This window comes from Natrialba taiwanensis DSM 12281 (genome assembly GCF_000337595.1).
Taxonomy (GTDB): Archaea; Halobacteriota; Halobacteria; order Halobacteriales; family Natrialbaceae; genus Natrialba; species Natrialba taiwanensis.
Genome location: NZ_AOIL01000062.1, coordinates 1 through 25,796, shown reverse-complemented (window position 1 = coordinate 25,796; position 25,796 = coordinate 1). Strand labels below are relative to the sequence as shown.

At 59.7% G+C, this 25,796-nt stretch carries 20 protein-coding genes and 2 pseudogenes (1 of these 22 running past the window's edge); 6 read left to right on the top strand and 16 right to left on the bottom strand.

What is annotated here, in order from left to right; genetic code table 11:
* The 3 genes and pseudogenes from C484_RS22555 to C484_RS17965 form a co-directional block, all read left to right on the top strand.
* Positions 1–738, top strand: a pseudogene (locus C484_RS22555) (transposase); it begins 90 nt to the left of the window's first position.
* 392 nt (positions 739–1,130) lie between these two features.
* Complete coding sequence (locus tag C484_RS17970; RefSeq protein ID WP_006827308.1) at positions 1,131–2,357, top strand: PQQ-binding-like beta-propeller repeat protein; 1,227 nt, start codon at positions 1,131–1,133, stop codon at positions 2,355–2,357.
* 340 nt (positions 2,358–2,697) lie between these two features.
* Positions 2,698–4,326: a transposase gene (locus C484_RS17965; protein WP_169332883.1), complete on the top strand. Its 1,629-nt coding sequence runs from the start codon at positions 2,698–2,700 to the stop codon at positions 4,324–4,326.
* Between the two features lie 236 nt (positions 4,327–4,562).
* Here the strand turns inward: C484_RS17965 and C484_RS22550 are convergent.
* A pseudogene (locus C484_RS22550) lies at positions 4,563–5,332 on the bottom strand (IS6 family transposase).
* A gap of 117 nt (positions 5,333–5,449) precedes the next feature.
* On the opposite strand from C484_RS22550, the gene C484_RS22545 reads away from it, so the two are divergent.
* Together C484_RS22545 and nadE are read left to right on the top strand one after the other, a co-directional pair.
* Complete coding sequence (locus tag C484_RS22545) at positions 5,450–5,977, top strand: HTH domain-containing protein (protein ID WP_006827306.1); 528 nt, start codon at positions 5,450–5,452, stop codon at positions 5,975–5,977.
* Between the two features lie 1,101 nt (positions 5,978–7,078).
* Positions 7,079–7,831 (top strand): NAD(+) synthase, encoded by a 753-nt coding sequence (gene nadE, locus C484_RS17955; protein WP_204366389.1) that lies wholly within the window; start codon positions 7,079–7,081, stop codon positions 7,829–7,831.
* A gap of 157 nt (positions 7,832–7,988) precedes the next feature.
* Here nadE and uraH read toward each other — a convergent pair whose 3' ends face one another.
* The 5 genes from uraH to C484_RS17930 form a co-directional block, all read right to left on the bottom strand.
* Positions 7,989–8,339: a hydroxyisourate hydrolase gene (gene uraH, locus C484_RS17950; protein ID WP_006827304.1), complete on the bottom strand. Its 351-nt coding sequence runs from the start codon at positions 8,337–8,339 to the stop codon at positions 7,989–7,991.
* Positions 8,336–9,325 carry a factor-independent urate hydroxylase gene (pucL, locus tag C484_RS17945; protein ID WP_049915658.1) on the bottom strand — a complete coding sequence of 330 codons (990 nt, stop codon included), beginning with the start codon at positions 9,323–9,325 and terminating at the stop codon, positions 8,336–8,338. The genes uraH and pucL overlap by 4 nt, the downstream gene beginning before the upstream one ends.
* Before the next feature lie 195 nt (positions 9,326–9,520).
* Complete coding sequence (gene uraD, locus C484_RS17940; RefSeq protein WP_049915672.1) at positions 9,521–10,024, bottom strand: 2-oxo-4-hydroxy-4-carboxy-5-ureidoimidazoline decarboxylase; 504 nt, start codon at positions 10,022–10,024, stop codon at positions 9,521–9,523.
* Positions 10,025–10,164: 140 nt separating this feature from the next.
* On the bottom strand, positions 10,165–11,544 hold the full coding sequence (locus C484_RS17935) for a dihydroorotase (RefSeq protein WP_006827301.1): 1,380 nt from the start codon (positions 11,542–11,544) through the stop codon (positions 10,165–10,167).
* Positions 11,545–11,613: 69 nt separating this feature from the next.
* Positions 11,614–12,198 carry a nucleotidyltransferase family protein gene (locus tag C484_RS17930; RefSeq protein WP_006827300.1) on the bottom strand — a complete coding sequence of 195 codons (585 nt, stop codon included), beginning with the start codon at positions 12,196–12,198 and terminating at the stop codon, positions 11,614–11,616.
* 322 nt (positions 12,199–12,520) lie between these two features.
* Between C484_RS17930 and C484_RS17920 the strand changes: the two genes are divergently transcribed.
* Positions 12,521–13,936, top strand: a complete 1,416-nt coding sequence (locus C484_RS17920) for an amidohydrolase family protein (RefSeq protein WP_006827298.1) — start codon at positions 12,521–12,523, stop codon at positions 13,934–13,936.
* A 12-nt stretch (positions 13,937–13,948) separates the two neighbouring features.
* Here the strand turns inward: C484_RS17920 and C484_RS17915 are convergent, their stop codons facing one another.
* The 10 genes from C484_RS17915 to C484_RS17870 all read right to left on the bottom strand — a co-directional run bounded on the left by C484_RS17915 (position 13,949) and on the right by C484_RS17870 (position 25,430).
* A complete protein-coding gene (locus tag C484_RS17915) occupies positions 13,949–14,806 on the bottom strand; it encodes an FAD binding domain-containing protein (protein ID WP_006827297.1) in 858 nt (285 codons plus the stop codon).
* Positions 14,807–17,167, bottom strand: coding sequence for a xanthine dehydrogenase family protein molybdopterin-binding subunit (locus C484_RS17910; protein ID WP_006827296.1), 2,361 nt, complete (start codon positions 17,165–17,167; stop codon positions 14,807–14,809).
* 1 nt (position 17,168) lies between these two features.
* On the bottom strand, positions 17,169–17,687 hold the full coding sequence (locus C484_RS17905; RefSeq protein WP_006827295.1) for a (2Fe-2S)-binding protein: 519 nt from the start codon (positions 17,685–17,687) through the stop codon (positions 17,169–17,171).
* Positions 17,688–17,850: 163 nt separating this feature from the next.
* On the bottom strand, positions 17,851–19,077 hold the full coding sequence (locus C484_RS17900; RefSeq protein ID WP_006827294.1) for an XdhC family protein: 1,227 nt from the start codon (positions 19,075–19,077) through the stop codon (positions 17,851–17,853).
* Positions 19,070–20,503: a uracil-xanthine permease family protein gene (locus C484_RS17895; RefSeq protein ID WP_006827293.1), complete on the bottom strand. Its 1,434-nt coding sequence runs from the start codon at positions 20,501–20,503 to the stop codon at positions 19,070–19,072. Before C484_RS17895 ends, C484_RS17900 begins: the two co-directional genes overlap by 8 nt.
* 211 nt (positions 20,504–20,714) lie before the next feature.
* Entirely contained in the window at positions 20,715–21,047 is a 333-nt protein-coding gene (locus C484_RS17890; protein ID WP_006827292.1) for a hypothetical protein, read from the bottom strand.
* Positions 21,048–21,242: 195 nt separating this feature from the next.
* Positions 21,243–22,178, bottom strand: a complete 936-nt coding sequence (locus tag C484_RS17885; protein ID WP_006827291.1) for a D-2-hydroxyacid dehydrogenase — start codon at positions 22,176–22,178, stop codon at positions 21,243–21,245.
* The gene (locus C484_RS17880; RefSeq protein WP_006827290.1) at positions 22,175–22,591 is read right to left on the bottom strand and encodes a DUF3830 family protein; all 417 of its coding nucleotides are present in this window, start codon (positions 22,589–22,591) and stop codon (positions 22,175–22,177) included. Before C484_RS17880 ends, C484_RS17885 begins: the two co-directional genes overlap by 4 nt.
* Before the next feature lie 30 nt (positions 22,592–22,621).
* Positions 22,622–23,893: a Zn-dependent hydrolase gene (locus C484_RS17875; protein ID WP_006827289.1), complete on the bottom strand. Its 1,272-nt coding sequence runs from the start codon at positions 23,891–23,893 to the stop codon at positions 22,622–22,624.
* Between the two features lie 724 nt (positions 23,894–24,617).
* Positions 24,618–25,430, bottom strand: a complete 813-nt coding sequence (locus C484_RS17870; protein WP_049915655.1) for an IclR family transcriptional regulator — start codon at positions 25,428–25,430, stop codon at positions 24,618–24,620.
* Positions 25,431–25,796 lie beyond the last annotated feature (366 nt).

Sequence of the window (25,796 nt, the reverse complement as noted above, 5' to 3'; positions counted from 1 at the left end):
CGGTTAGAGGTAATGCCACCAATTCTGGAGATCGTCGGCCTTGAGCCCGACGATCTCCCGCATCCATCGACGTTGAATAAGTGGTTCGACAGGATCGTCATGGAGGTGTGGCGAGTGCTGCTGCGCCACTCGGCGCAGCTGCACGATCCATCGCCGCATGTCGCCGTCGATGCAACCTACTACGAGCGGTCTCCGGCGAGCAAGCACTACTGTGACCGTACGAACTACTGTGTTCAGACCATCGANTCGATGCAACCTACTACGAGCGGTCTCCGGCGAGCAAGCACTACTGTGACCGTACGAACTACTGTGTTCAGACCATCGAAGCGACGAAACTCGTTGATACTGAGACGCAATCAATCTTAGACGTTCACTGTACAACCACGCGAGAAGGAAGCGACGCGGAGGTATGTTTGCAACTCGCCCGCCGATACGCGGGCGAGTTGCGAACGCTTGCTGCCGACAAGGGCTATGACAGCCAGCCTCTACGTGATGCTCTTCGAGAACTGGGTATACGTCCCCTCGTGAACACATCGCGTGTTTGCTCCATACGATCATGCTCACAATGCTCGCATCAACGACGAACTCTACAACCAGCGATCAATGACTGAAACGACGAATTCCTCGGTCAAGCGCACGTACGGCTCCGCCGTCCGAGCGCGTGAGTGGTATCGTGAGTTCCGTGAGATCGTCCTGATGTGTCTCGTCTACAACATCAAAAAGTACGTGACCCCGTGATTCCAACGCCGCNCGTGAGATCGTCCTGATGTGTCTCGTCTACAACATCAAAAAGTACGTGACCCCGTGATTCCAACGCCGCATGGCGATTCAATAGAGCCGTTCATACCATATGCATTGAGAGGCCCGGTCTCAACTACTGGACTGGTCTATCGCTCCACAGCTTCGGGATATAGATTACTACAAACTACTAGTCTGCTTATATGGCGCGAAGGAATAGTCTTCTCATAGATCCCTATCTTTTAGATGCCTCTTCAGTGGGACTGCCGCTCACTACATATGCGATTGATCGCTTTTATCTGAACAGCGCTGGGTCGCGAGTCTTATTTTGATATCGGGAAATTCGACATGCTCACACAAAATATTCATATCTTAATTAACTAAACTCAGCCATGGAGCGACGAACGGTGCTCGGAGTGACGGGCGTGGCCGGGAGTTCGATGCTGGGTGGATGCCTCAGTGCGTTTACCGACGGCGGCTCCGGTACCGGGTACCAGTGGCGCTACGACACGGGCGGGGAACTCGACGCCGTATCGCAGGGCGTGGTATTCGCTCGGGAGCGTTCCGACGGGCAGATCGTTGCACTTGATGCCACGACCGGCGAACGCCAGTGGGTGTACGGAGAAACAGGAGGGATGGATGCCTACTCGGAACTCGCCGTCACGGAAACGGGCATCTACTTCGGTTACTGTACCGACGACGACTGCATCGGCCTGTACGCGCTCGAGAGAGATGGCGAAGAGCGGTGGCGTGATGACACGGTGGGTACCGGGCGAAACAGCCCGTTCGTTGTCGATGGTATTGTTTACGTCGCCAGTGACGTCGGCGTCGTGCGAGCATTCGACGCGGAGACTGGCGAGGCCCTGTGGACCGACGGGATCGACGAATCGGACAATATCTCCAGTGGTTCCGGAATTGTCGACATCGCCGACGCCGTCTACGTCGAGAAAAACGCTGCTCTCGTCGCGCTCGATCGGGACGAGGGGAGTACACGCTGGCGATACAACCCCGGTGACGGAAACGAGCAGATCATCGATGCAACGGTCTCGAACGGCGTCGTGTATGTCGTGACCGGAGAGTGGGTTGCCGCGGTCGTCGACGGCGACGAGTTGTGGCGTCAGACCTACGAAGCGGACGATGTGCAGACGGAGATCGCGGGCATCGCATCGGATCGCCTGTTCATCCTCGCTAACACCGGTCGGAACGAGTCCCATCTGTACGCATTCGGCATCACGACCGGCGAGCGAGACCTAGTGTCAGAATCACTCGAGCATCCGGATGAGGAGTTTGATCTGTGCGTGGCCCTCTACGACGGGGTGGTGTACGTTGGCACGGATCGACTCCATGCCCTTGAGGCGGCGACCGGCAGCGAACGGTGGAGTGTGACGGTCGACGGTGGCCCGATCTGGTCAATGACTGTCGTCGAAGAGAACGGGGCGGGAGATCACACTGTGTTCGTCCGAGCCGGAAAGAACCGACTCGCCAGTGTCGACCCGGGCGGCGAGAGAATGTGGGAGGGGTCCGTCGACGGAACGATCCGGAACTATCTGGTTGGCGAATCCGTGTTCGTGGCGACAGACGAAGGGATCTACGCACTAGAACGGCAGGACGACTCCTGATCAATCGACGCTATCGACAACTGCGGTATTGCGCGCGGGCGATCGGTCGGACCACCGCTGACCTGTTGTCAGACTCCAGAGTGGCCTAGTAGTGTTTGCGGGCAGACAAGACCCGGCCGTCAGCCGATGCCGGATACGCGAGTGCCGGTTCGGCGATGGAGGCGTCTCGTCGTGAAGCGCAGGCCTGCAATCTACTTTCGTTGCTTGTACATCCTGTACCGATCGTGTGCTTCACCGGGTTGTCTCTTGGTGGCAGTTCCCTTGCCGAACTCAAATGATGAATTCATACATGTCTGTTCTTATATCTTGATCTACTGTGACACACGATTTGACGCCGGCGCTGGACGACGATGCTCCCGCGCTGGCAGGAGCGATCGTCTATCACGCGAAGACGCTTTGCGACCAAGTCGATACTCTCTGGCGACTGCTCAACCAGGTCTCGATTCCAGTTGCTGAACTCACTGATACTCGCAATCAGAACAAAGCAACCTTCAGCACCGAGTCGATGGCACGGCTCTACATCTACAAAACAATCCACGACCTCACGCAGTGCGAACTCGCAAATCGCCTTGCGAATCGCCCAGCACTGCTGAAGGGGTTCGGAATGACCAGACCACCAACCCAACAGAACATCTCGTATGCTTGGGGCCAGTTCAGTGAACAGACGATAGATACGCTTGAGGCCGCAGCACGAGAGATTCTCCTCGAAGCCCACGACCATGGCAGTAAGGTCGTCGAACTCGCTCGTCGCCACGGCTTCGGCGAGTTCGACTCTGGAAGAGCTGGAAACAGAATCTACGAGGACGAACAGATTCTCGATCTGTTCGCCAATACATGCCTGACACAAGGAAGTGCCCATTCAGAAGGTGAAGCCGGCTGGTTCCTCGACGAGAACGACGTCTGCGATGATTCGACGTTTCTGCGAGTGATCAAGCAATTTGCGATGCCATCAGATCAGGACCTCCCAAAGCCACTTCAGGAGTATAGCATCGAGGATGTCGTCGCTTTCACTGAGGAATTTCAGGAGGCTCTGATGGACTCGTTCGACGCTGCAACCGAAAACGTTCTCAGCACAATTCGCTACGAGGATCCGTTCGACGACCGCCACGTGGTAGCGGCTATCGACTTTACACACGTACCCTACCATGTCTGGCCGTGGATCGACAAGGAAAGGAAAATCCCGAAGGCAGACTATCCGCCGATAGTCAGCGGGTACAAAAACGACGGTGAAATCAAGTACGGGTACACGTTCGCAACGATCACGATCGTCGGGAACGATGTCCCGATCATTCTGGGTATCGAATCAGTCAAAGAACGCTCTGCGTGGGAACCAGAAGACGCTCCAGCCGATTCGAAGGCGGATGTGGTCGACCGACTGCTTGAGACCGCCCAGCAGCACGTCAATCTCGACGAAGTATTCCTCAATCGAGGGTTCTACAGCAACGAGGTGTACGCAACGATCCACGACCGCGGGCTGGTGTATATGACGCCAGTACCGAAGTATGAAGGCGATTATGAGTCGATTGCGAAAATCAAGAGCAAGAACGGAGTTGACGCCGCCGTCAAGCATGATATCCCGTTCGCCATCGATGGCGAACTCCACCACACTGCGGAGTTTCTGTATGTACCCGCGACTGACGAAGAGGCAGCCGGCAACTACGCCGTGTTCGTGACCAACCGTGACCACGTCGCTCTCGACGAGATCATGCACGTGGCCAACAGCTACAGCCGTCGTTGGGACATCGAAAACCAGTACAAGTCGGTCAAGGCGTTTCTCCCGAAGACGTCCTCCAAAGACTATCGTGTGCGGTTGTTCAGTTTCACGTTCGCAACTCTACTGTACAACCTTTGGCGACTCACGGATTATCTGGTAAAAGTCGGCATGGGTCGTGATATTCGGTCTCCACCAGTCGTGACAGCCAGGACATTCGTCCGGGCGGTCGGACGATATCTCCGCGAGGGTGGTTGAAGCTGCGGTTACGGTTCGTAGTCCGTTCGTAGAGAGCCGCAGCACTCGTGCTCTTCACGAGATCTGGCGTGGTGATCCGTCGGTTTCTGCATATCACCGGTCGTTGGTGAACTACACTAGTCGATCCAGATACAAATGTCTCAAATCGGGCTAACTTCTTTCTGATCTCGTTTGTAGCGGTGGTAGATCCCGAAAACGCGGGGCACTGTCTAGTTTAGCACCTCCGCTGGCGTCTATCAGTTGAGTGACTTATTCGGCTGCTGTGTGTTATAGTAGTGTACGTACTGTTCAAGCCATTCTCTGACGCTCGCCCGACTGCCGACCCATGAGTTATGGAAGCGGTCAATCCGCATTTGAGCGTGTAAAACCACTTTTCGATGTGGTTTCAATCGACATAGTCGAGGTGACCGCTCAATCCTAATCGAGAGAGGGCAGTCAGATAGCCAGCATCATCGACGAGAAACTTAGTGTCGGAGAGATCGTGTTTCTCGGTGAGTCCATGCAGAAACGCAGCAGCTGGATCGGTGCCTCGCCGTCCAAAGAGCGCTACATCGAGAATGAGCTTCGTGTCAAGGTCTATTGCNTGGATCGGTGCCTCGCCGTCCAAAGAGCGCTACATCGAGAATGAGCTTCGTGTCAAGGTCTATTGCAGCGTACACCCAAGATCGGATGCCAGTAATCCTGACAGCGGTTTCATCAACCGCGACCCGCAACGGCTGCGCCGTCCTCAGAACGCAAAGCGTTCTGATGGGCCGCACGAGAGCGCCGCTCTCGTGGACGTCGGCGGGTCTGGGACGCTGTCAGCTAGGCGAGGTACCCAGTGCCAGATTGCTTGATGAGAGCGTTCAACGCCGAGTGAGCGAAGAATCGCTTGTGTTTCTCGAAGCGAACAATCGGTCACGTAGAGCCGGACGGCGAACGCCCTAACGGGCGTCGCCGCCCGCCCACGCTCCCAACATTCATCAAATTCCGCCGCATAGCTCTTGCTGAGCAGGTCTGCGAGCATTAGTCTAAATTAACTCAACGACCAGATCGTTCTTCAAACTGGCTCAACTAGACAGTGTCGTACGTTCTATCAAATATAGACCCTTACAAATAAATACGAATAGATACTAAGGTACATATGGGTCAATTTGATCTAACTAGTAGGCAACGAATGGCTCTTACTACTCTAGTTAATAAGTACCAGACAGATGAGGTATTAGTATCTGCACAGGTTCTCGCTAAGGAAATCAACCGAAACGCTGGTACACTCCGTAATCAAATGCAAACTCTGAAGGCACTTGGGCTGGCTGAAGGTGTTCCTGGCCCAAACGGGGGGTATAAGCCAACTCAGAAAGCATATGAAGAGATAGATCGCCAGCACCTAAATAATGCTGAGACAGTCACTCTTGCTCATAATTATAAACGTATCAGCGCGACTGTTAGTGAAATCCACTTCACCAATATCCATCACCCAGACTTGTGTCGTGCACAGATACATTTTCAGCAGTCGATTCAAGACCTTACAGGGGGTGACGCAATCGTAGTTGGGCCGTCTCCTGTCTCAAATTTAGTCATTGCTGGCGAAATTGTATGTGTTGATAATACTATAGATATGGCAATAATAGACATCAGTAAAATAAAATCTCCGATGGGAGAAGAGCACTAAAGACAGTCTAATTATGAGCAGTTCTCGTAGGTTGTCCAATGGGTTCGCTATACCAGAGGCATCAATGGAAAGAGAATCCCCCAGCCCCTCTCTTTTCACACCTGTAATAAATAGCCATACAGCGTTAGATTTGATCAGTTCAAGCCTGCTTGATACTGGAGATAACGCATATCAGGACGATTTCACGGAGGTGACTGATCGAAATAACATTCGTGACTGCGCATACAAGAACTTTAGAAGCGAACACATCAGGTAGTGGATCAAAACCAGTCGGTTGTGAATAAATAGGCAGTATATAGACACTCTAATGACATTAGTATATGTGTATATATTCCAAATTGTCTCTGTTCTCTTTTGTACCCGTAGTAAAATAAGCACATATATTACGCCCGTACTTCTGTAATAGATCGTTATGTATCACCACTATTACCAACCTGTGGTGAACCACGGTACTTCAGTCAACCATCACCTTCCTGCCATAGTTCAATTTCCTAGCACGTGGTACTTATTATTCTCAAGACCAGCCTTCACCTATCAAAGCCTTCGACCATCACTCATCTGAAAGGTCATTAAAGAGTTTCCCCGCAAACATCAGAGTGTGCAAGAACGTATACAAATCCGCAATCCACTCTTCGGTACCGACGAGCACCACAGTCTCTCTGTCCAAACCAACGAGAAACTGCACCACTTCTAGCGTTTCGGCCAGTCGTTGATCGGCTTACAGTACATCCGAAGAGTACCAATTTACGCCCAAAGTCTGCGGCTCAGGCGGTTTAGACACCATGACAACCACGATTGTCCGAATCAAGAACTTGATGACCGAACACCAGCCGAAGATTAACTAAACGGTGCCGATCTAAGGTATATGCCACCATGGATGGCTGTTTCGAGTATTGAGGGGGGAACCGTTATGTGCAGCTATCGAAACTGTCTATCTATGTGTTGGCAATCCAACGCCGGCTGGCAATCTCTGGTACCGGCGGTCGCCCAGGGTAATTACTGCCGATCGCACCTCGAACGAGCGATATGGCAGGGGTGTAGAGTGTGAGCTGCACGACGCCGCAACCACATGCGTTAGACCGCCCGCGAGAGGAGGATGGATTGGCAACCTCTGAGCGGGCCGTGACACAGTTACGATTGTTGCTCCCGATGTTTCTGGAAGAGCAGGTCGAGAGGCCGACGTCGACGAACTCATCGTTGCGCTCGACGGTAGCGTGGAGTCAAACCGTCGTAGGCGCTTTGGCCGCTGATGCGGTTGGTTCTGACCGGGTTACCGGCCTCGTGATGCCGGTCCGACTGAACAACGAGGCGTCGGCCCGAGACGCGGAAGCGGTCACATCTATTCTCGACATCGACTATCAGCGGATGCAGCTGCAGCTGTTACTCACGGTATTTCAGGATGTGATCAGCATGACCGGTCAGCCGGTCGACGACCTCGTAGCGATCCACAACACCGGAGAACGGCTCAAAAAGACCTGCCAGTACTACGTCGCCAACACGACGAACTGGCTCGTGGTCGGGACAGTCAACCGGACCGACCGGCTGCTCAGATCGATGGTGAAACACGGGGAAAACGGCGTCGACCTGTTACCGCTCGGCGACCTCTATCGGGCAGGGGTTGAAGAGCTCGCCAGCGGACTCGAGGTTCCCGAGGGGATACTCGACCGGCCGCAACAGACGGTCCAATCGGGCGAGTCAGCTGTGGAGCGCTTGGGGCGAACCCCGAAGGCTAGACAGTCTCCTCTGCCTCGCAGTCAACGAGGAACACAACGACGTGACCGTCGCCGACCACCTCGGTGTCAGCAGGGAGGTCGTACGGCGGATCAGACAGTGGGTCACCGATACTCGCCATAAGCAGCTCTGCCCTCCGACTCCGTCGATGGTAGTCTGAGGGCCAGCCACTGGTGCCACAGTAGCTGCAACTGCGATATCGTTCAGTCGTCCAGAACGCTGTTCTGACCGAAAAGGTGCATTGCTACGCCGGAACCTGTTTTTGCTTGATTTCTATCTATCAACTTCCCCGATACGTCGTATATCCACCGGGCGACAGCAACAAGGGCACGTGGTAGTGTTCATCGGGATCAGAGATGACGAACCGGACCGGTACCGTCTCGAGGAACGACGTCTCCGATGGTCTCTCCTGATAATAGGCATCGACGTCGAATAGCAGCTGGTACGTTCCGGTCTCCATCTCATCCAGTTCAAGTAGCGGGTCATCGAGACGCCCGTCATCGTTGGTGGTTCCCTCGGCAATCACCTCCGGTTCGCCGGTCGAATCCAGACGCTGGAGCGTTATGTCGACGCTGGAGGCCGGGCCTTCCCGGCTTGTGTCGAGAACGTGCGTCGTCAATCCGGCTGTCATTGTGCGTCCTCCTCGAGGTCACTGTGATCCATCGAGAACTGCTGGAATCCAGTCGGTCGCGGCGGTTCCTTCAGCACCTTCGCGTCGCTGTCGAGGTCGTCGCGCTCGCGGATCCACGTGCGGTTGTTGGCCTCGAAGCTGACGGACTCGAGCTGCGGGAACCGTTTGAGGACGCGCTGACCGATTTGGTAGATCAGATCTTGGATCGAGTTGGAGTCTACCTCGTGGAAGACAACTTGAGCGATGTCACGCACCTGCTCGGCTGGTATGTACCGCTCTGGTTCTTCGCCGAGTGCGTTCTCCGGATCCGTGTAGCGCCAAAAGATGTCCAGGGTGATGTAGAGCGTCCGGTCCGTCCGCTCGGGAAGTGTCGTGTACTCGTCCTGAACGTAGCCCTCAAACGAGCTCCCCTTCACTTTGACGAGTTCGATGTCTGTGACGCCGCCCGTGAGGTCTTCGATGACCGGGCCATCCTCGCTCCGGGTGAGGTACACTTCCCCGAAGGCCGACTCATCGTCAGACACGCGGAAGACCAAGTCACTCGGTTCAAACTCGCTGTTGCCCTCGGGTACGGGTCGTTCGTCGAACGCGATCTCGTTGGCAGACATCCGAACGCTCTCCATCTGAGAATACGTCTCCAGGAACTGTGAGCTCACGAAGTGGAGGAATCCCTCAGTCGTGGCTCCGTCGTACTCGCCCGCCTGATGGAGGACGAAGTTCTTCATCGAGTCGGTCGCTACCACCATGCTGTTGTCTCCCTCGCTGAAGGACGACAGGAACTCCTCGCCCTCGACCTGAACGCGGACGTCGTGTCCGAAGAGAATGTTCTCCCGGCCGTCGAACTGGGACTCGGGAATCGTCCTGACGCCATCCAACGGGGTAGCATACGTCCGGTAGACGGAGACCTTCTCCTTGCCGTAGTTCATCGTCCGCCCGCTATCGTCCGGTGAGTCGACACTCTCTATCGGCATGCTATCAGTCGTCATCGACTACTCAACACCACTCCCTGGTCGTACAAAAAATCTCGCGTATCCACAACATGTGCGAATCGTTTCAAACGAAAGTAGGACAATACGAATAGATTGATCAGTACGAGCTCCGGGCAGGCACCTCTCCAATCCGGGACGGACGCCCGGCCATTCACGGCGTCTGACTGCAGGCGGTGCATTTCTGTGGGGTCGTCACTGCGTGATCCGGTCCTCAAGGCGGAGGCGAGCGATCTCGTGGACCTGGCCCAGTGCAGTGCGAAACTCATCGGACTCGGAGTTGTTGATCCGGTTCTCCATCGCTGTCTGAATCTCGTCTGGCGACTTACCCTTCACGGCCATGATGAACGGGAAGCCGAACGTCTCCCGGTATGTCTCGTTCAGCTGCTGGAATGCCTTGTACTGCTCTGGCTGCAATTCATCGAGCCCGGCGGAAGACTGCTCCTCCTGGGACGCCTCGGTCATCTCAGTCTGCTCCCCGAGGTCAGGGTGCGCTCGTAGCAGCTCCAGTTTCCGGTCCCGCGATGCCTCGTTGACGACGCTTTCCATGGTCGCCCGCAGGTCCTCACGCGAATCGAACGGCCGCTCTGAGGCCACCTGTTTGGCAACCCACGGAGACTCCTCGTACACGTCGTCGAGGGTGTCCACGAAGTGCTCCTCGTCGAACTGGTTCAACTCCTCGATGATGAATTCTGTCATCGTATCTGACCGTTCATCCGCCGGGGACTTAAATTGACGTCCCAGGACGGCACCAGCGCGTCGTAAAGATAGGACGTTAATCAGGTCTGGATTGCTCTTCGACGATAGTCCGTAGATCAGTTCAAAGCGCCTGAACTTGGTCACGCGCTCCAGTCAGGCAACTTCCGTTCAACGAACTGCCCGTGGCCCGGCTCGCCGACTACCTTGCCGTCGTCGGCGACGGTTTCTCCCCGGACGAGCGTCTTCGTCACCTCCCCCGTAACCTCGCGGCCCTCGTAGATCGAGTAATCGGCCTTCGACGCATTGTCCTCGGCAGTGATCGTGTATGTCTCGTCTGGATCGAATAGGACGATGTCGGCATCCGTCCCGGGCTCGAGCGTCCCCTTGTTTGGGAGGCCGAACGTCTCGGCCGGGTTCGCGCACATCACGCGGACCAAGAAGGGGTAGGAGAGACCGCGCTCGTTAACTGCTACGTCGTGGAACACCGGGAGACTTGCTTGAATCCCATTCGCCCCGAACGGTCCCTCCCACCACGGCATGTCTTTCTTACTCGTGCGCCGCTGAGCGACATGGTCCGTCGAGACGACGCTTAGGACGCCCCTGCGGAGGTACTCGAACATTGCGTCGACGTCGTCCGGCGACCGAATCGGCGGGGCAATCTTCGGAAGGTTTCCCAGTTCAGCGTGGATTGACTCGTCCAGCGCCGTGTAGTGGGTGCACGTCTCCGCGCGGACCTGCGATCCGTCGTCTCGGAAGCGGTCCAGTGCGGCGGCGGACGCCCGGCAGGAGGTGTGAATCCCGTAGTACTTCGCGCCGGCCTCTGTTGCGAGGCGGACAGCATCCTCCGCGGCCATCGCCTCCGCGTAGTCGGGGCGAGACTGCGGATACACCTCCGGAGCATCTTCTCCGTCCGCCCGGAGTTCCTCCATGAGCGACTGGCAGACCGAGTCGTCCTCGGAGTGGACCACGCCGACGGCGTTGGCCTCAGCGAGTGCCTCGAAGACCCGTCGCATGAACCCGTTGGAGAGCCCGAACTCGTAGGCCGTGTACATTTTGAACGACGTTACGCCGGCGTCGACGACGTCGGCCAACTCTGCGAAGAGGTCGTCGTCCTCTCGCATAATCCCGCCGTGCAGCCCGAAGTCGACCAGCACCTCGGACTGGTTCTCGCGCTTCCGCTTGACGCCGTCCAGCAGCGGGGCCGGCTCGTCCCATGGGCTGTCCTCGCCCTCATAGGCCTGCCACGCGAAGTCAATGAACGTAGTGACTCCACCCAGTGCGGCCGCGCTGCCCGCCGTGCGGTAGCTATCGATCGAGACGTGATCGTCGACGTGGACATGAGGGTCGACAACACCAGGCATAACCAGCTGGTCCGTCGCGTCGATCTGCTCTTCACCCGCTGGGAGGGTGTCTTCGTCACCGATGCTGACGATCTTGCCGTCGTCGACGGCAACTGCCGCCTCGAACGTCGCTGTGTCGGTGACGACAGTCCCGCCTGCGATTACTGTGTCAACAACCATTGAATATCACTGCTCTCCGGGGTAAGTTAGGCATACCGGTCACCCTGAAACTTACGCCGGTGTCGCGGGCTACGGCAGGTCCCCGGGCCGATCAACATCATGGCGAACGCCAGGATCGTCGACGGCGATCTGGATCGCGTCGGGGTGCGTCACGATGAGCCGTCGACCGCCCTGGTCGCCCGCAACGTCAGCGAGTGTGTCGAAGTGGGCTGCGCCGAAGAGCACAGGGTTCCCGCGCTTGCCATCGTAGGCCGGCACGACGATACTCTCTCGCCCGGACTCGAACGTGTCTCGGAGACACTCGACGGTCTCAGGCGCCACGACGGGCATGTCTCCGAGTGCGAATACCACGGCGTCCCACGAGCGCTTGTGCGCGGCGATCACGCCCTCCTTCACGGAGGTGTGCTGGCCGTCTTCGTACCAGTCGTTGTATCGGATATCGAAGCTGTCCGGGAGCGCGTCCCGTACTGCGGCGGCCTCGTGGCCGACGACTGTGATGTGGTCCTCGAGGGAAGCATCCAGCAGTGTCCGGGCCGCACGCCGGACGATCGGTTCGCCCTCGTAGTCCGCCAGCAGCTTGTTCGCCCGTCCGAAGCGTTCACTCCGTCCGGCCGCGAGCAAGACGGCACCGACTGTGAGGTCCGTTCGAGTCATCTGAGCGCGACGGACGGGTGTCCCTCTGTCGCGAAGCCAGACTGCTTGCGGACGGTTCCAGTGATTTTCTCGAACGGCGCGGCGTTGCTAGGGGTGAGCACTGTGAAAGCATGTGTGGGCACGCAACTAAACGTGCTGATCCCCGCAATATCCATCGCGTCATCTTCTACCTATCGTGGTACTATACCGAGAAACTCTCCACAAATGTTTACTTAGATGGGGATAAGAATGGGGGCATGGAGGCTGTCGAGAACAGCGTCAAGAGGAATGGCTATTTGGTCGACGTACTGGACACCGAATGGTTCGGGGAGGATGCGTCAAGATGACGGACCTCCTCGTCACGAACGGGACGGTCGTCACCCAGAACGCCGACCGGGAGGTCGTCGACGACGGTGCGGTCCTTATTCTGGATGACGAAATCGCCGCGGTCGGACCTGCGGCGAAACTGGAGACGGACTACGACGCCGACCGCGTGATCGACGCCGACGATGGTGCGATCATCCCAGGGCTCGTCAACGCTCACACGCATGTCTCGGATATCCTCCTTCGAGGCGCCTTTGCGGCGGACCGCGGCCTCCACGACTGGCTCTACAATGTCAAGCGGCCAGCCTGCGTCGCGATGGTGCCTGAGGAGCACGCCGTCGCCGCAGCGCTATACTGTACTGAAGCTGTCCGGGCGGGCGTGACGACGTTCGTCGAGAGCGACACGGAGGTGATCTGGGACGACCGCGACGCCATCGAGGCGAAGCTCGGCACCTACGCGCGGTCGGGTATCAGGAGCATCTACGGCGCCGGGTTCGCTGACAGTCCCCCGGACGAGGCGTTTGAGTTGCTACTGGCGGATGTCCAGGTCCGCGACCCCGACATTGCCCACCCGCCGGCAGACTACTTTACGATGGAGACGGACACCGCGCTGACCCGGGTGGAGTCGCTCATCCGGGAGTTTCACGGGAACGCCGACGGGCGGCAGTCGGTCTGGCCCTCTCCGATCGTCCTCGCGTCGACGACGGCCGAGGGGTTCCGGGGGGCGTACCGGATCGCTGAGGAGTATGACCTGATGACGACGGCACACGTCGCCGAGGCCGAAGCGCAGGAGCGGGGCGCCCCGCTCTCCAACATCAGCTACCTTCGGAACGTCGACTACCTCGGTGAACGGGCTCTCCTGGGTCACTGCGTCCAGATCGACGCAGCAGACGTGCGCCTGCTAGCGAAGACGGACACGAAGGTCGCACACAACTTCTTCGCGAACATGCGCCTAGCAACCGGGTTCGCGCCCGTCGTCTCGATGCTGGAGAACGGCGTGATCGTCGGGCTGGGAACTGACAATGCGAATCTGAACGACGCAATCAACCCCCTCGCCGACGCCCGCGCGGCATCGGCGGCCCACAAGGGATTCCACCGCGACCCCGGCGTCGTGCCCCCACAGACGGCCTTCGACATGGTCACGATCGACGCCGCCCACGCAATCGGCCGTGAGGACGATCTCGGATCGATCGAGGTCGGCAAGCAGGCTGACGTTGCAATCGTTGACATGGATCGCCCGCACCTCACGCCGTCGCCCGACCCGGTGTTCGCGCTCGTCACCGCGGCGCAGGGCGACGAGGTGGAGACGGTCATCTGTGCGGGCGAGGTCGTCATGGAGGACCGCGAGGTCCTGACGCTCGGCGATACGGACGAGCTGATGACGGAGGCGACGGCCGCCGCCGATGACCTCATTGAGCGCGTCGGGATCGAATAGCGAAACGGCCGCTCAATCCCCTTCTATCGCCCGTTCGATCGCCTGTCGGCAGTACGTCCGGACGAGCTGTAGGCGCTGGTGATCAGCCACAACGCCGTTCATCAGCAGGGTCTCGAGATTGATGTCGCTGAGCTCGGCGCTTGCAGCCCGGGATCGCAGCTCATCGTCGATATGCTTGCCGACGAGTTCATCTTCGACGTTCGGCAGCCGAATCGGGAACGGCTTCACACCGTTGACCGCGACCCGCGCAGACGCGACGGCATCGCCGTCGACATCGAGCGCGGCAGCTGTGCCGACGATGGCGTAGCCGGAGTACTCAGAGGTCCGGACGTAGCCGCTCCGTTTGGCGTCCGGCACGACGACGTCGGTGACGATTTCGTCCGGTCCGAGTGCAGTCTCACCGGGACCACAGAACCACTCGTCGGCTCCGATCGTTCGTTCGCCGTCGGGACTGCGGGCGACGACGCGACCGTCGAGGGCGAGAAACGCAGCCGGTGGGTCGTACTTCGGATCGGCGAACACGAGGTTGCCAGCGATCGTCCCCTGCTGTCTCGCTTGATAATCTCCCACAGAGTCGGCTGCTTCCGCGAGGGCGGGGACGTGCTCATGGACGAGGTCGAACGTCGCGATCTGATGGTGCGTTGTCAGTGCGCCGATACAGGTCTCGCCCGCCTCGTGGGAGATGCCACGGAGTTCGTCGATGCGGCTGACGTCGACGAGGCGGTCGGGCGTCTCGATGCCGTCTTTCACCTGGGGGAGCAGGCTGTAGCCGCCGGCGACCACGCGCGTTTCGGCATCAGCTGAGACGAGTTCAACCGCTTTGTCTACTGTATCGGCGTGGACGTAGGCGGCCGGAAGCTGCTCTGACATTTACCGGCCCCCCTGAAGCGCGTCCCAGATCTTCGCTGAGGTGATCGGCAGGTCGGTGATTCGGACTCCGACGGCGTCCTCGATGGCGTTCGCGACGGCCGCCGGCGGCCCGAGAGTCGTCACCTCCCCGACGCTCTTCGCGCCGAACGGACCGGTCGGCTCGTGGGTCTCGACGAGTTCGGTATCGATCTCTGGCAGGTCAGTCGCGTGGATTACCTCGTAATCCCGGAGTCCACGGAGCTCTGGCTGGCCGTCCTCGTCGAATTCAATCGCCTCGGAGACGGTCTGGCCGAGCCCCATGATCGCCCCGCCAATGATCTGCCCGCGCACGTTCGCTGGGTTGAGCGCCTGCCCACAGTCGACAGCGTTCACGAAGTTGGTCACCTCGAACTCACCGGTTTCTGTGTCGACCTCGACCGCGGCGATCTGCGCGGCGAACGGCTTGGGCGACAGCGGCGTGTAGTGCTGGCCGCTGCCAGTGAGTCTACGCTTCGGTCCACGGATGCCGGCGAACGCCTCCTCGGCGAACTCGCTCAGCGTCATTGACTCGCCTCTGGGAGGGGCCACCTCCCCGTCGGCCAGTTCCACGGCCTCGGGATCGACGTCGTACCAGTCGGCCGCCAGATCACGCACCTTCTCCGCGAGGTCGCGGGCGGCCTTCTCGGTCGCGTTCCCGCTGACGTAGGTCGTGCTGCTTGCGTAGGCCCCGTTGTCCCACGGCGTCGCGTCGGTGTCGTCGGCCTTCACGTGGACCGAGTTGATGTCGAGACCGAACACCTCGGCGGCGATTTGGCCCATCACGGTCTCCGATCCCTGCCCGGTGTCGCCGACGCCGACCCGGACGGTGAGCGTACCGTCAGTCTCGAGGGTAACGTTGCAGCGCGAGAACTCGCTGTTCGGGACGCCCGACTTCGCCATCGACAGCGCGGTGCCGTAGCCGCATCTGTAGCGGTCGTTGGCAGGCTGATCTGGCCCGTCCGACCAACCAATCGACTCGCAGGCTCGCTCGAGGCACTCCTCAACGCCGACGGACTGCAGCTGGTCCATGGCCTCGCTGGAGGCCGGCTCGAAGCTCGCTTCACCCTCCTCGATCGCGTTCCGACGGCGAAACTCGACGGGATCCATGCCGATCTCGGTGGCGACCTTGTCGACGTGGCTCTCGAGGGCGAACGTCCCCTGGACCGCGCCGTACCCGCGCATCGCCCCGCCGGGCGTGACGTTGGTGTAGACCGCTCGGCCGGTGAACAGCCGGTTCTCACAGGGATACACCGACAACGGCTCGTGGGCCGCATTCTCCAACACCGCAAAGCCGTGACAGCCGTACGCACCCGTGTTCGAGGTGATATCGACGTGCATGACCATGATCGTCCCGTCCTCGCGGACTCCGGTCTTGATTTGGATCGTCTGGGAATGGCGGGTCTGGGAAACGTGGAGGTCCTCCTTTCGCTCGTTCCTGAGCCGTACTTTCTCGCCAGTCTCCAGTGCGAGGGCCGCCGCAATGTACTGGATTGGGACCGTGTCCTGCCTGACGCCGAAGCCGCCGCCGACGCGGGGCTTGATTACCTGCACATCGGTTCGGTCTATGTCAAACGCACGGGCGATCTTGGCGCGACAAATGTGGGGTACTTGCGTCGTCGTCCGCAGTACCAGCCGCTGGCGGTCGTCAATCCACGCGATTGCCGTGTTCATTTCCATCGGGAGCTGCTGAACGATCTGGGTTTTGTACTCACCCTCAACGATTTCATCGGCTGCCTCGAAGCCGGCCTCGATGTCGCCCTCCTCGTGGCGCGTTTCGCAGACAACGTTGTGCTCGGGATCCGCGTTCTCCTGTTGGTTCTCGTACTCCTCGGGGTGGAGCGTGGGTGTGTCCGACCCCATTGCTGCCTCGGGATCGAGGACGTGGTCGAGCACCTTGTAGTCGACCTCGATCGCCTCGAGTGCACGCTCCACGGCATCCACCGTCGTTGCGGCGACGGCGGCGACGGGCTCGCCCACGTGCCGCACTGTCTCGTTGAACACCCGTTCGTCGAACGGCGCCGGAGCCGGGTGGGGAAAACCAGTCCGCGTGAACCGCTGTTCCGAAACGTCCTCGTGTGTGATGACGGCCGTCACGCCCTCAATCGCCTCGGCCGCCTCGGTATCGATTGATCGGACGCGGGCGTGGGCGTGGGGGCTCCGGAGGACGCGCCCGGCGAGCGCGTCGTCGGTCGGGACGTCGTCAGTGTACCTGGCGTTACCCGTCACGAGGCCCCACCCATCGACCTTCTCGACACTCTCCCTGACTGTGACGTTCGAGTCGGCCGCATCGTTCTCGGCGACAGTTTCGTCAGCGGACTCAGGCTCGCCTTCGTACTGGCTCATCTTACGCGTCTCCCTCGGCTGCCGTTTCTGAGTGGGGCAGGCGGTCGGCCGCGGCCTGGATTGCTTCGATCTGCTGGACGTACCCGGTACAGCGGCAGATGTTCCCGCTCAGCGCGTTGGCGACCTCGTCCTCAGTCGGGTTGACGTTGTCCTGGAGGAGGTCATAGGCCGATAGCAGAATGCCCGGGATACAGTATCCGCACTGGGCGGCACCGTGTTCGAGGAACTCTTCCTGGAGCGGATGGAGGTTGCCGGCGTCATCGAGCAGTCCCTCGACGGTCATCACATCCGCGCCGTCGCAGCTCGCGGCCGGCACGAGGCACGACCGGGTAAGTCCCCGTTCCCCGAGGATGACGTTGCAGGCCCCGCAGACACCCTCGTCGCAGCCGTTCTTCACACTATAGTGGCCAGCACGACGAAGGCTCGCCATGAGTGTCTCGCCGTGCTCGATGTCGTGCTGCTCGCGTTCGCCGTTGATACGTACGTGGATAGAGCTGGTTGTCTCTTCTTCGTCGTCCATTACCGCACAAATACACAGTATACATTGATTAAACCTCGGGTTCGTGCACTAGTTACGACAATATGGGGAGTTATAGGCATTTCTACCGTCGTTCCGTCAATGCAGTCCACTCTTGGGGTCTGTGCCAGTCGGCGATCCGTTCGAGCCAGTGTCGATGACGCGATCAACGCGTGAGATCGGGTCGGTCGTGGATTGGTCCGGCCCGTTCGCTGAGGCGGCCGCCATCTGCGCCGTTCGCCGCCGCGAGAACTTCCGAGACAACGCTCATCGCGATGCCCGTCGGGCTGCCGTCTCCGAGGTCGAGACCAACAGGCGTAGAGACGCGGTCGAGTTCCGAACTCGTGAACGCCCGGCCGTCATCCCGGGACGCCGCCCACAACTCCTCGAAGCGCTTGCGCGGTCCCATCAGACCGACGTACGGCACGTCAGTCTCATCGAGCAACGCCTTGAGCGCGAGCCTGTCATCGACGAGGTTGTGGGATAGCAGCACGACGTACGTGCGCTCTGGATCCTCAATGAGCGCTGGGAGGTCGGTCGGGTGCGCCGCGCGGACGCGGTGAGCATTCGGGAACTGCTCATCGTCGGCCCGCGCACCGCGTGGGGAGGCGACGGTCACGTGGAAACCCGCCTGCGCACCGAACCTGGCGATCGGGCGGACGTCGTTCTGCGAGCCGAACAGCACGAGTCGGGGGACGGGTTCGATGCCGTCGATGAATACACGGAGGTCGCCCGCCTCGCGTTTGATTCGAACTGTCGTGCTCGATCCGGCGTCGCGGACGGCGTCCGCGGTGCTCTGCAGGTCCGCGAGGATGTCCGCCGGGACCGAAACCCGGTCGTTGCCGTCTTCGCTGTCGGCCTCCGTGACGACCGTCCGCGCACCCACGGGCACCGCGTCGTCATCGCTTTCGACGACGCTACAGACCGCCGCGGCCTCGCCGTCGTCGAGCGCCGCAAGCAGCGGATCCAAAGAGTCATCGAGCGGCTCGACGAGCAGGTCGACGACGCCGTTGCAGCCGAGCCCGAGGCCCCACTCGTCGCCCGTCAGATCGAACGTCGCCACGGTTGCCGTGCCCGACTTGCGTGCCTCGGCCGCGAGGTCGGCGACCGGACCATCGAGACAGCCCGCTGTAACAGCACCCAGCGCGGTCTGGTCCGCCGGCGCGACGAACTTCGCACAGGGTCGTCGGTACGCCGAGCCGTCCACGTCAACGACGGTCACGACGGCCGCCGCGTCGTTGGCGTCGCGAAGTGATCGTAGTGCATCACGGAGGTCGCGGTCGGTCGCGCTCCATGGGTCCGTTTGATTCATGGTATTGTCCCGCAATCGAATGTACTTCGACGGTTGTCTTCCGACCGCGCTCTCGGCGTCAGTGTCGAGGCCGTCAGTCATCGTCCTGTGGGGTGGACGCAGCGTCGGGGACGTCGTCGTCGATTCCTATCGGCGTTTCAGGGGTGAGGCCGTCTGTGTGCTCGGTCGGCCCCAACCCGACACCACCGCCGGGAAGCACGACGTTGAGCACGAGCGCGGCCATTCCGCCAGTGACGAGCGCGGAGCCGAACAACGTCTGCACTTCGGACGGGAAGTTCTGGAGAATTTCGGGCCGAAACGAGACGCCAAGTCCGAGGGCCATCGACACCGCAAGGATCGTCGAGTTGCGGTGGTCGAGCGTGACGTTCTGCACGATGATGCGCGCTCCCGAGGAGAAGATCATCGCAAATAGGATCAGTGCGCCGCCGCCGAGAATAGCGTCCGGCATCGCGGAGACAATCGCCCCGATCTTCGGGACGAATCCGAGGAAGACGAGGACGACACCGCCGATGCCGACGACGTAGCGGCTCGCGACGCCCGTGAAGTTAACGAGGCCGACGTTCTGCGAGAAGGACGTGTTTGGCATCGCGTTGAACACAGCGCCGAACATGCTCATCACGCCGTCCGCGATGAGGCCGCCGCGGAGCTCCTCCCGAGTCGCGTCGCGCCCCGTCGCCGAGACGGTCCCGGAGATGTCGCCGATGGTCTCTATTCCGGTAATGACGTAGAGGAAAGCCATCGTCAGGACGGCGCTAGGTGGGAACGAGAGGCCGTACTTGAGCGGGGTCGGCACGGTGATCCACCCAGCAGCCGCGACGCCGGAGAAGTCGACCACGCCCAACACGATGGCCGCGACGTAGCCAATGACGATGCCGACGAAGACGCTAATGACCCGGAGAAAGTCCTTAAAGAACTGATTGAGGACGACAGTCGTCAGGAGAACGAGACCCGCGAGGCCGAGGTTTGTGAGAGAGGCATAGCCCTCAGATTCTGGGCCGGCGGACGCCCCGGCAGCGTAGTCCATCCCAGTCGGAATGAGCGTCAGCCCGATGAGCATCACGACGATGCCGGTGACCAGCGGCGAGAAGTAGTTCCGGAAGCGGTCAAGGGTGACGCCCATCACCATCTCGATGGGAGCCGCGATCAGCGCGGTTCCGAACACCGCTGCAAGTCCGAACTGGTTGCCAATCCCGATAAGTGGGCCGAGGAAGGCGAAGCTCGTCCCCATGACAATGGGGAGTTTCGCGCCGACAGGCCCAATGGGGAAGACCTGGATGAGAGTCGCGACGCCGGCAACGATGAGCGCCATCTGGACGAGGAAAGTAGTCTCTCCAGTGACGGAGCCGACCGCCCCGGCGAGGATCAGCGGCGGGGCGACATTCCCGAGAAACATTGCCAAGACATGCTGTATACCCATTGGTATCGCCTTCCCCAGTGGCGGCTTGTCTTCGATGTCGTACAGTACGACAGAGTCATTCTCCGATTCGGTGGTTGCTGAACCACTCATACCCCATCTTCTCGTCTGTTACTTATCAAAATCCCCTCTACGCGCAAATTATGCACCTGTACATCTATTTTACCGCGTATATGTGTAGTAATTGGGCACAAGGTATGTTGATAATTGGCCAATCGTTTTCGCACTTCACAATCAAAACGATAAAGCGGTCGCTTCGATTCGGTGCATAATCGGAGTTCTGGTCATCGCGCGGCTTAAGTCGTCATTCAAGACCCGAGTGGAGTGCCACCTCAAGTCCCGTCCTGCCACCCTTGCTACGCGAAGTTAACGATACTGTGGCGTCGCCAGCAGCAGCCACCGAAGTTCCAATTTCGTACGAATCAATCAAGTTGTAGCCGGTAACGTGAACAGGGAGATCGACGACGCCCGGGAGGATGAGATTTCCGGACACGTCGATCCGTCGATTGGCTGTCGGCAGCATCCGTTCCGTCCTGACGCCGACGATTGTTTCGTCGTCGATGGCGACGGCAGCGTCGAACGACGATTCAGTCGTCACGACGGTGCCGCCGGTCAGTAGGGTGTCAATTCGAGTCATGGTTCTCGTTCGACTGTGGGGGACGCGTCGCGGATCTCGGACCGCTCAAGGATCGTCGCTGCGTTACCGTCGTGGTGCGTCGATCCGTTCTCAAGAACGAAGACGTGATCCGGGTGTTCGACGATCGTCTCAATGCCCGATAGCTGTTTCTGTTACGCGAAAAACACCGCCGAGAGGGTCGTCCTGTGTCGATCCTTACGAGACCTGTGCAAGCGGCCGCAGCGACGTCTTCTCGAGGGCGTCGCAGAGGATCTCCGTACAGCGGTCCCAGTAGTTGGGGGTATGGCCGGCGTTGTGGGGCGTGACGAGGCAGTTCCCGAGCGACCAGAGCGGGTGATCGGCGGGGAGGGGTTCGGGATCGGTGACGTCGAGCGCGGCGCTGCGGATGTCGTTGCCACGGAGCGCGGCGACGAGCGCGTCGGTGTCGACCACGGGACCGCGAGCGATGTTAACGAGCATTGCATCCATCGGAAGGGCGCCGAGGAGTTGCTCGTCGACGATCCCCTCGGTCGTTTCGGTGAGCGGACAGGCGAGCACCAGATAGTCGCTTCGTGCGGCCGCCTCCAGCGCGTCGTCGAAGCCGACGACCTCGTCGGCGTTGCCGCCCTTCGCCGGCGTATAGCGGACGCCGATGGTCTCGACGCCGAAATCGTCGAACCGCGCCAAAATCTCCTGTCCGATCGGGCCCATCCCGACGACGGTCGCAGTCGATCCGCGGAGTTCGCCGCCTTGATAGTGGTTCCACTCCCCGCGTTCGTGTTGCTCCCAGCCCTGGTGGAGGTTCCGCACGTCCGCGAGGACGTATCCGAGGACCTGTTCGGCGATGTTCGGGCCGTGGACTCCCGAAGCACTGGTGACCGCCACGCCCTCGGCCTCGAGCGTCTCGAGGGGGAGGTGGCCGGTGCCCGCGAACGTACAGGCGAACAGTTCGAGGTTGTCTGACGCCGAGACGAGTTCAGGGTCGATCTGATAGCCGGTCGCGACCGTCGCTTCGCGGAGGAGGTCGCGTTCCGCCCCGGGTGTCCGCGCGACCGCAACCTCGAGGTCCGGTAGCTCGTCTCGAATCGTCTCGGCGTACGCTGTCGGGTCCAGTCCGTGAATCTTGTCGTGGAGGACGACGATGTCCGTCATCTCTCAACCTCCCGAATCGTTACGTTCTGGACGCCGTCGCGGAGCGTTGCCTCTTCGACGGCTTTGAGTCCGTCGGCGGTCGCGTCCACGGTGGCGAAGTGGTTCCCCGCGAGTTCGCCGGCTGGACTCTTGAAACACGTCGGACCGCAGGGAACGAGGATCTCCTGTTCATTCCGGTAGCCCGGATAGAGCAGGAGATCGCCCCGCGAGGGGTAGACCGTGTGGTTCTCCCGGGGAATCTCGGGGAGATCGATCTCATCGATGTTGATCCACGTTGCGATCCCGCTCCAGCGGACGTGCATCAGTTCGGATTCGAGCGGGAGGAACTCGCGGACCGCTGCGACGGACTCCGGAGCTCGGTCTTCGTGCAATTCGGCCGTGAAGGTCGTGTCTTCGATCTCGATTTCTAACATGAGTGGTTTCAGTGGTAACTGCAGTAGTCATCAGTGTTCATCGGTCGTTGCGAGCTGTGCGAGGGATTCAGCGAGAACGGTTGTTGCGGCCGTACAGTCGTCCCAGTCGGCCCACTCTTTCGGCGAGTGGGAGTGTCCGCCGACAGAGGCGGCAAACAGAAGTGCGGCGTTGGTCACGTCGGCGACCTGCATCGTGTCGTGGCCGGCCCCCGAGTGAAGCGTGCGCGCCTCGACGTCGCAGTCCTGCGCCGCGTTGAGCACGGTATCTCGACACCAAGCGGAGAGCGGCGTCGGTGGAACGTCGTACGTACAGTCGAAGGTCGTCGAAACGTGGCGGTCGTCTTTGACGGCCTCGAGAACGCTGGTGACAGCGTCCAGTTGCGCCTGGATCTCCGTCCGCTCGACCGATCGCAGATCGAGTCGCATGGAGACCGTTCCTGGGACGACGTTGACGACGCTCGGCTCAACATCCAGGTGGCCAACGGTGCCAACCGCGGTTCCGCTACCGGACGCCGCGGCCTCGATGGCGCTCCGTTCGACCGCGAGGACGAGTTCGCTCGCCGCCGCGAGCGCGTCTTGTCGGTCGGTCATTGCGGTCGTCCCCGAGTGATCGGCTTCGCCCTCAATGGTCACGTGACACCGCACCGTTCCGGTGATATCGGTGACGACGCCGAGCGGGACGCGGGCGTCTTCGAGGCGCGAATTCTGCTCGATGTGGAGCTCGAGCCACGCGTCCCACTCGCTCGCATCGAGGCGACCGGTCCCGCGGTAGCCGATTCGTTCGAGCGCCTCCTCGAAAGTCACGTTGCCGTCGGTCAGCGCGAGCGTCTCGTCGACGCCGCGTTTGCCAGTCGCGACCGTCGACCCGAGGACGCCGTCAGCGAAGCGGGTCCCCTCTTCGCCGGTGAAGCAAACGACTTCGAACCCGCAGTCAGGTGAGACGTCGCTCTCTCGAATCGCCCGAACGGCTTCGAGGGCCGCGAAGACGCCAAGCGGCCCGTCGAAGATGCCACCGCGGGGAACCGAATCGAGGTGGCTCCCGGCGGCAATCGCTGCGGCGTTGGGATCGGCGCTAGGCGGCATCCATCGGCCGGCGATGTTGCCGACTGCATCGACTCGGACGTCGAGGCCCGCCTCCTCGAGGCGGGCGACGAGATAGTCGCGTGCCTCGCCGTTCGCCTCGTCTCCGGGCAGCGCCGTTCGTCCGCGGCCGTCGTCGGCGTCAACGGCGCCGAACGACGCGATCTGCTCGATGTCTCGCTGGAGCTGCTCTCCGTCGACCGGCAGCGCCGACTTTGTCATCCAAGCACTCCTCGTGCGTCCCATATTGGTCGTTTTTCTGGTTGCGTCACGTGACCGGTCACCTCGTATCTCTCGCGTCTCCAGTCCCGTTTGACGCAGTCGTCACTCCGTCATGTGGCGTCTCATTAGATCCGATCGAACCCGTTCCTGAGCGGACGGTACCGACCCGAATTATCTGTACATTTGTCTTCGTTTCCAGCACGATATGCGAATTTCGACTAATCACTGAAAAGTATTGTGGGGTCGATGTTATTACCTATATGGGGAACTACCTCTTCCTTGGTTGACTTCAGCCTATATCTAGCCATCACACCACACGGACGGTGAACGATATCGCTCCTAACGCGGGTGTTCGGACATTTTGAACGAACCTGTACTGTGAATTAACCGTTTCCGATATGGAAACGCGGATTGCAGTTCGTCGGTATCGTCGGCGCTCTCAGTCTCAAATCTCATACAGAGAGTGTTACATTCCCGGATCGGCTCTTCGCGTTCGAGCACACATCTATTACAGGAGTACGGATGTAAATATAGTCCGGTAGCAAGTGAAGTAGCTAGTGATTGGAGAGGTGATCAGTCGGCGCCTTGAGTGGGGGAGCTCCGGTCTATGACACGAAGGGTTTCGTCGTCCGCATCCGTCTCGATGCCGAGAAAAAGGATATCTTGAGTCGTTCGAACGCCGCGGCAGAATACGTGTGAGCGGAGCCGTTTCCATAACGGGGAACTACGAAATGCCGGTGATCGAGTTCTGCTTCTGGGTCATGTTGAAGTCCACTTCGATGACGTTCGCCGTTTCCATTACCAGATCGGGAACGTCGTCGGTAAACGCATCTCCTGAGAGGTAGCTCGTCGGGGCCGAAACGCTTACTGAACCGAGTACCCGATCCTCGTGATCTCTAATCGGGGCGCCGATCGCCCGAAATCCTTTGATCTCCTCCTCGTCGTTGTGAGCAAACCCCTGCTGTCGAACCGCCTCGAGTTCGTTGTACAGCCGCTCCCGGTCGGTGATCGTATTTTTGGTCCGCTGCTCGAACGTGGAGCTCTCGACGATCGCTTCGATGCGTTCGGACGACATGTGTGCGAGGATCGCTTTTCCAGCCGCTGTTACGTGGAGCGGATCCCGTTGCTGCAGTTTAGCGGCTTGGTAGTCGTAGTCAGTAGCTTCCTCGCCCGTGGCTTGGTGCAGGTTCACACCGTAGCTGTCAGCCTCCGTAACGAGATGCGCGTAGTGGCCGAGTTCGGCTGCGAGGTCGTCGACTTTAGATTTTCCCACCTGATACAGCTCGCTCGTATTTCTGGTGTACTCACCCAAAAGGAGAAACTGATAGGACAGCTCATAGCACCCATCGGTGCAGGTCACGTACCCAAGCTCCTTGAGCGTTTTGAGATACCGGTACGCGGAACTCTTGCTGAGATCGAGTTGGTCCGCGAGTTCGGTAATGGTTGCCCCATCTCGAGCGGTAAGCACCTCGATCACGTCGGACGCTACCGAGAGCGTTTTTAGCATCCGGTACGACCTCGAGTCGGCATCTGTCATGTTTTGGAGTTGATGTGGTGTCTATATGGGTGTTCCCCTAGTGGAAAAGATTACATCCGTTTTGATTATAAGTGAATGAGTGTTCGAATCGATTGTCGACAGTACTTGCTTGCGGCTGTGAATCCCAGATATGGGAACAGCCTCTGAAGAGTGAGATGGTTGTACCTGCAGAGATTTCTCGCTTGGATTTACAGTATAGGAACTCAAGCGACCAATCGTACTAGTGGCCGCTTGTGTGGGCCGACCGCGGCACTGTTTGAGCACGTCTTTGGGAAACAACGGTTCTATTGAATCCACGGACGGCATCGGGGTAAGTCGTCAGAACGATTGAGGTGAAGCGGAAGAGGCGTCTTTGTGCAGAAGATT

Bases quoted from the DNA above. Each gene is read 5' to 3' on its own strand.
- C484_RS17970 (WP_006827308.1), top strand. From the start codon at position 1,131: ATGGAGCGACGAACGGTGCTCGGAGTGACGGGCGTGGCCGGGAGTTCG.
- C484_RS22545 (WP_006827306.1), top strand. From the start codon at position 5,450: ATGGGTCAATTTGATCTAACTAGTAGGCAACGAATGGCTCTTACTACT.
- uraH (WP_006827304.1), bottom strand. From the start codon at position 8,339: ATGACAGCCGGATTGACGACGCACGTTCTCGACACAAGCCGGGAAGGC.
- pucL (WP_049915658.1), bottom strand. From the start codon at position 9,325: ATGACGACTGATAGCATGCCGATAGAGAGTGTCGACTCACCGGACGAT.
- uraD (WP_049915672.1), bottom strand. From the start codon at position 10,024: ATGACAGAATTCATCATCGAGGAGTTGAACCAGTTCGACGAGGAGCAC.
- C484_RS17935 (WP_006827301.1), bottom strand. From the start codon at position 11,544: ATGGTTGTTGACACAGTAATCGCAGGCGGGACTGTCGTCACCGACACA.
- C484_RS17930 (WP_006827300.1), bottom strand. From the start codon at position 12,198: ATGACTCGAACGGACCTCACAGTCGGTGCCGTCTTGCTCGCGGCCGGA.
- C484_RS17920 (WP_006827298.1), top strand. From the start codon at position 12,521: ATGACGGACCTCCTCGTCACGAACGGGACGGTCGTCACCCAGAACGCC.
- C484_RS17915 (WP_006827297.1), bottom strand. From the start codon at position 14,806: ATGTCAGAGCAGCTTCCGGCCGCCTACGTCCACGCCGATACAGTAGAC.
- C484_RS17910 (WP_006827296.1), bottom strand. From the start codon at position 17,167: ATGAGCCAGTACGAAGGCGAGCCTGAGTCCGCTGACGAAACTGTCGCC.
- C484_RS17905 (WP_006827295.1), bottom strand. From the start codon at position 17,687: ATGGACGACGAAGAAGAGACAACCAGCTCTATCCACGTACGTATCAAC.
- C484_RS17900 (WP_006827294.1), bottom strand. From the start codon at position 19,077: ATGACTGACGGCCTCGACACTGACGCCGAGAGCGCGGTCGGAAGACAA.
- C484_RS17895 (WP_006827293.1), bottom strand. From the start codon at position 20,503: ATGAGTGGTTCAGCAACCACCGAATCGGAGAATGACTCTGTCGTACTG.
- C484_RS17890 (WP_006827292.1), bottom strand. From the start codon at position 21,047: ATGACTCGAATTGACACCCTACTGACCGGCGGCACCGTCGTGACGACT.
- C484_RS17885 (WP_006827291.1), bottom strand. From the start codon at position 22,178: ATGACGGACATCGTCGTCCTCCACGACAAGATTCACGGACTGGACCCG.
- C484_RS17880 (WP_006827290.1), bottom strand. From the start codon at position 22,591: ATGTTAGAAATCGAGATCGAAGACACGACCTTCACGGCCGAATTGCAC.
- C484_RS17875 (WP_006827289.1), bottom strand. From the start codon at position 23,893: ATGACAAAGTCGGCGCTGCCGGTCGACGGAGAGCAGCTCCAGCGAGAC.
- C484_RS17870 (WP_049915655.1), bottom strand. From the start codon at position 25,430: ATGACAGATGCCGACTCGAGGTCGTACCGGATGCTAAAAACGCTCTCG.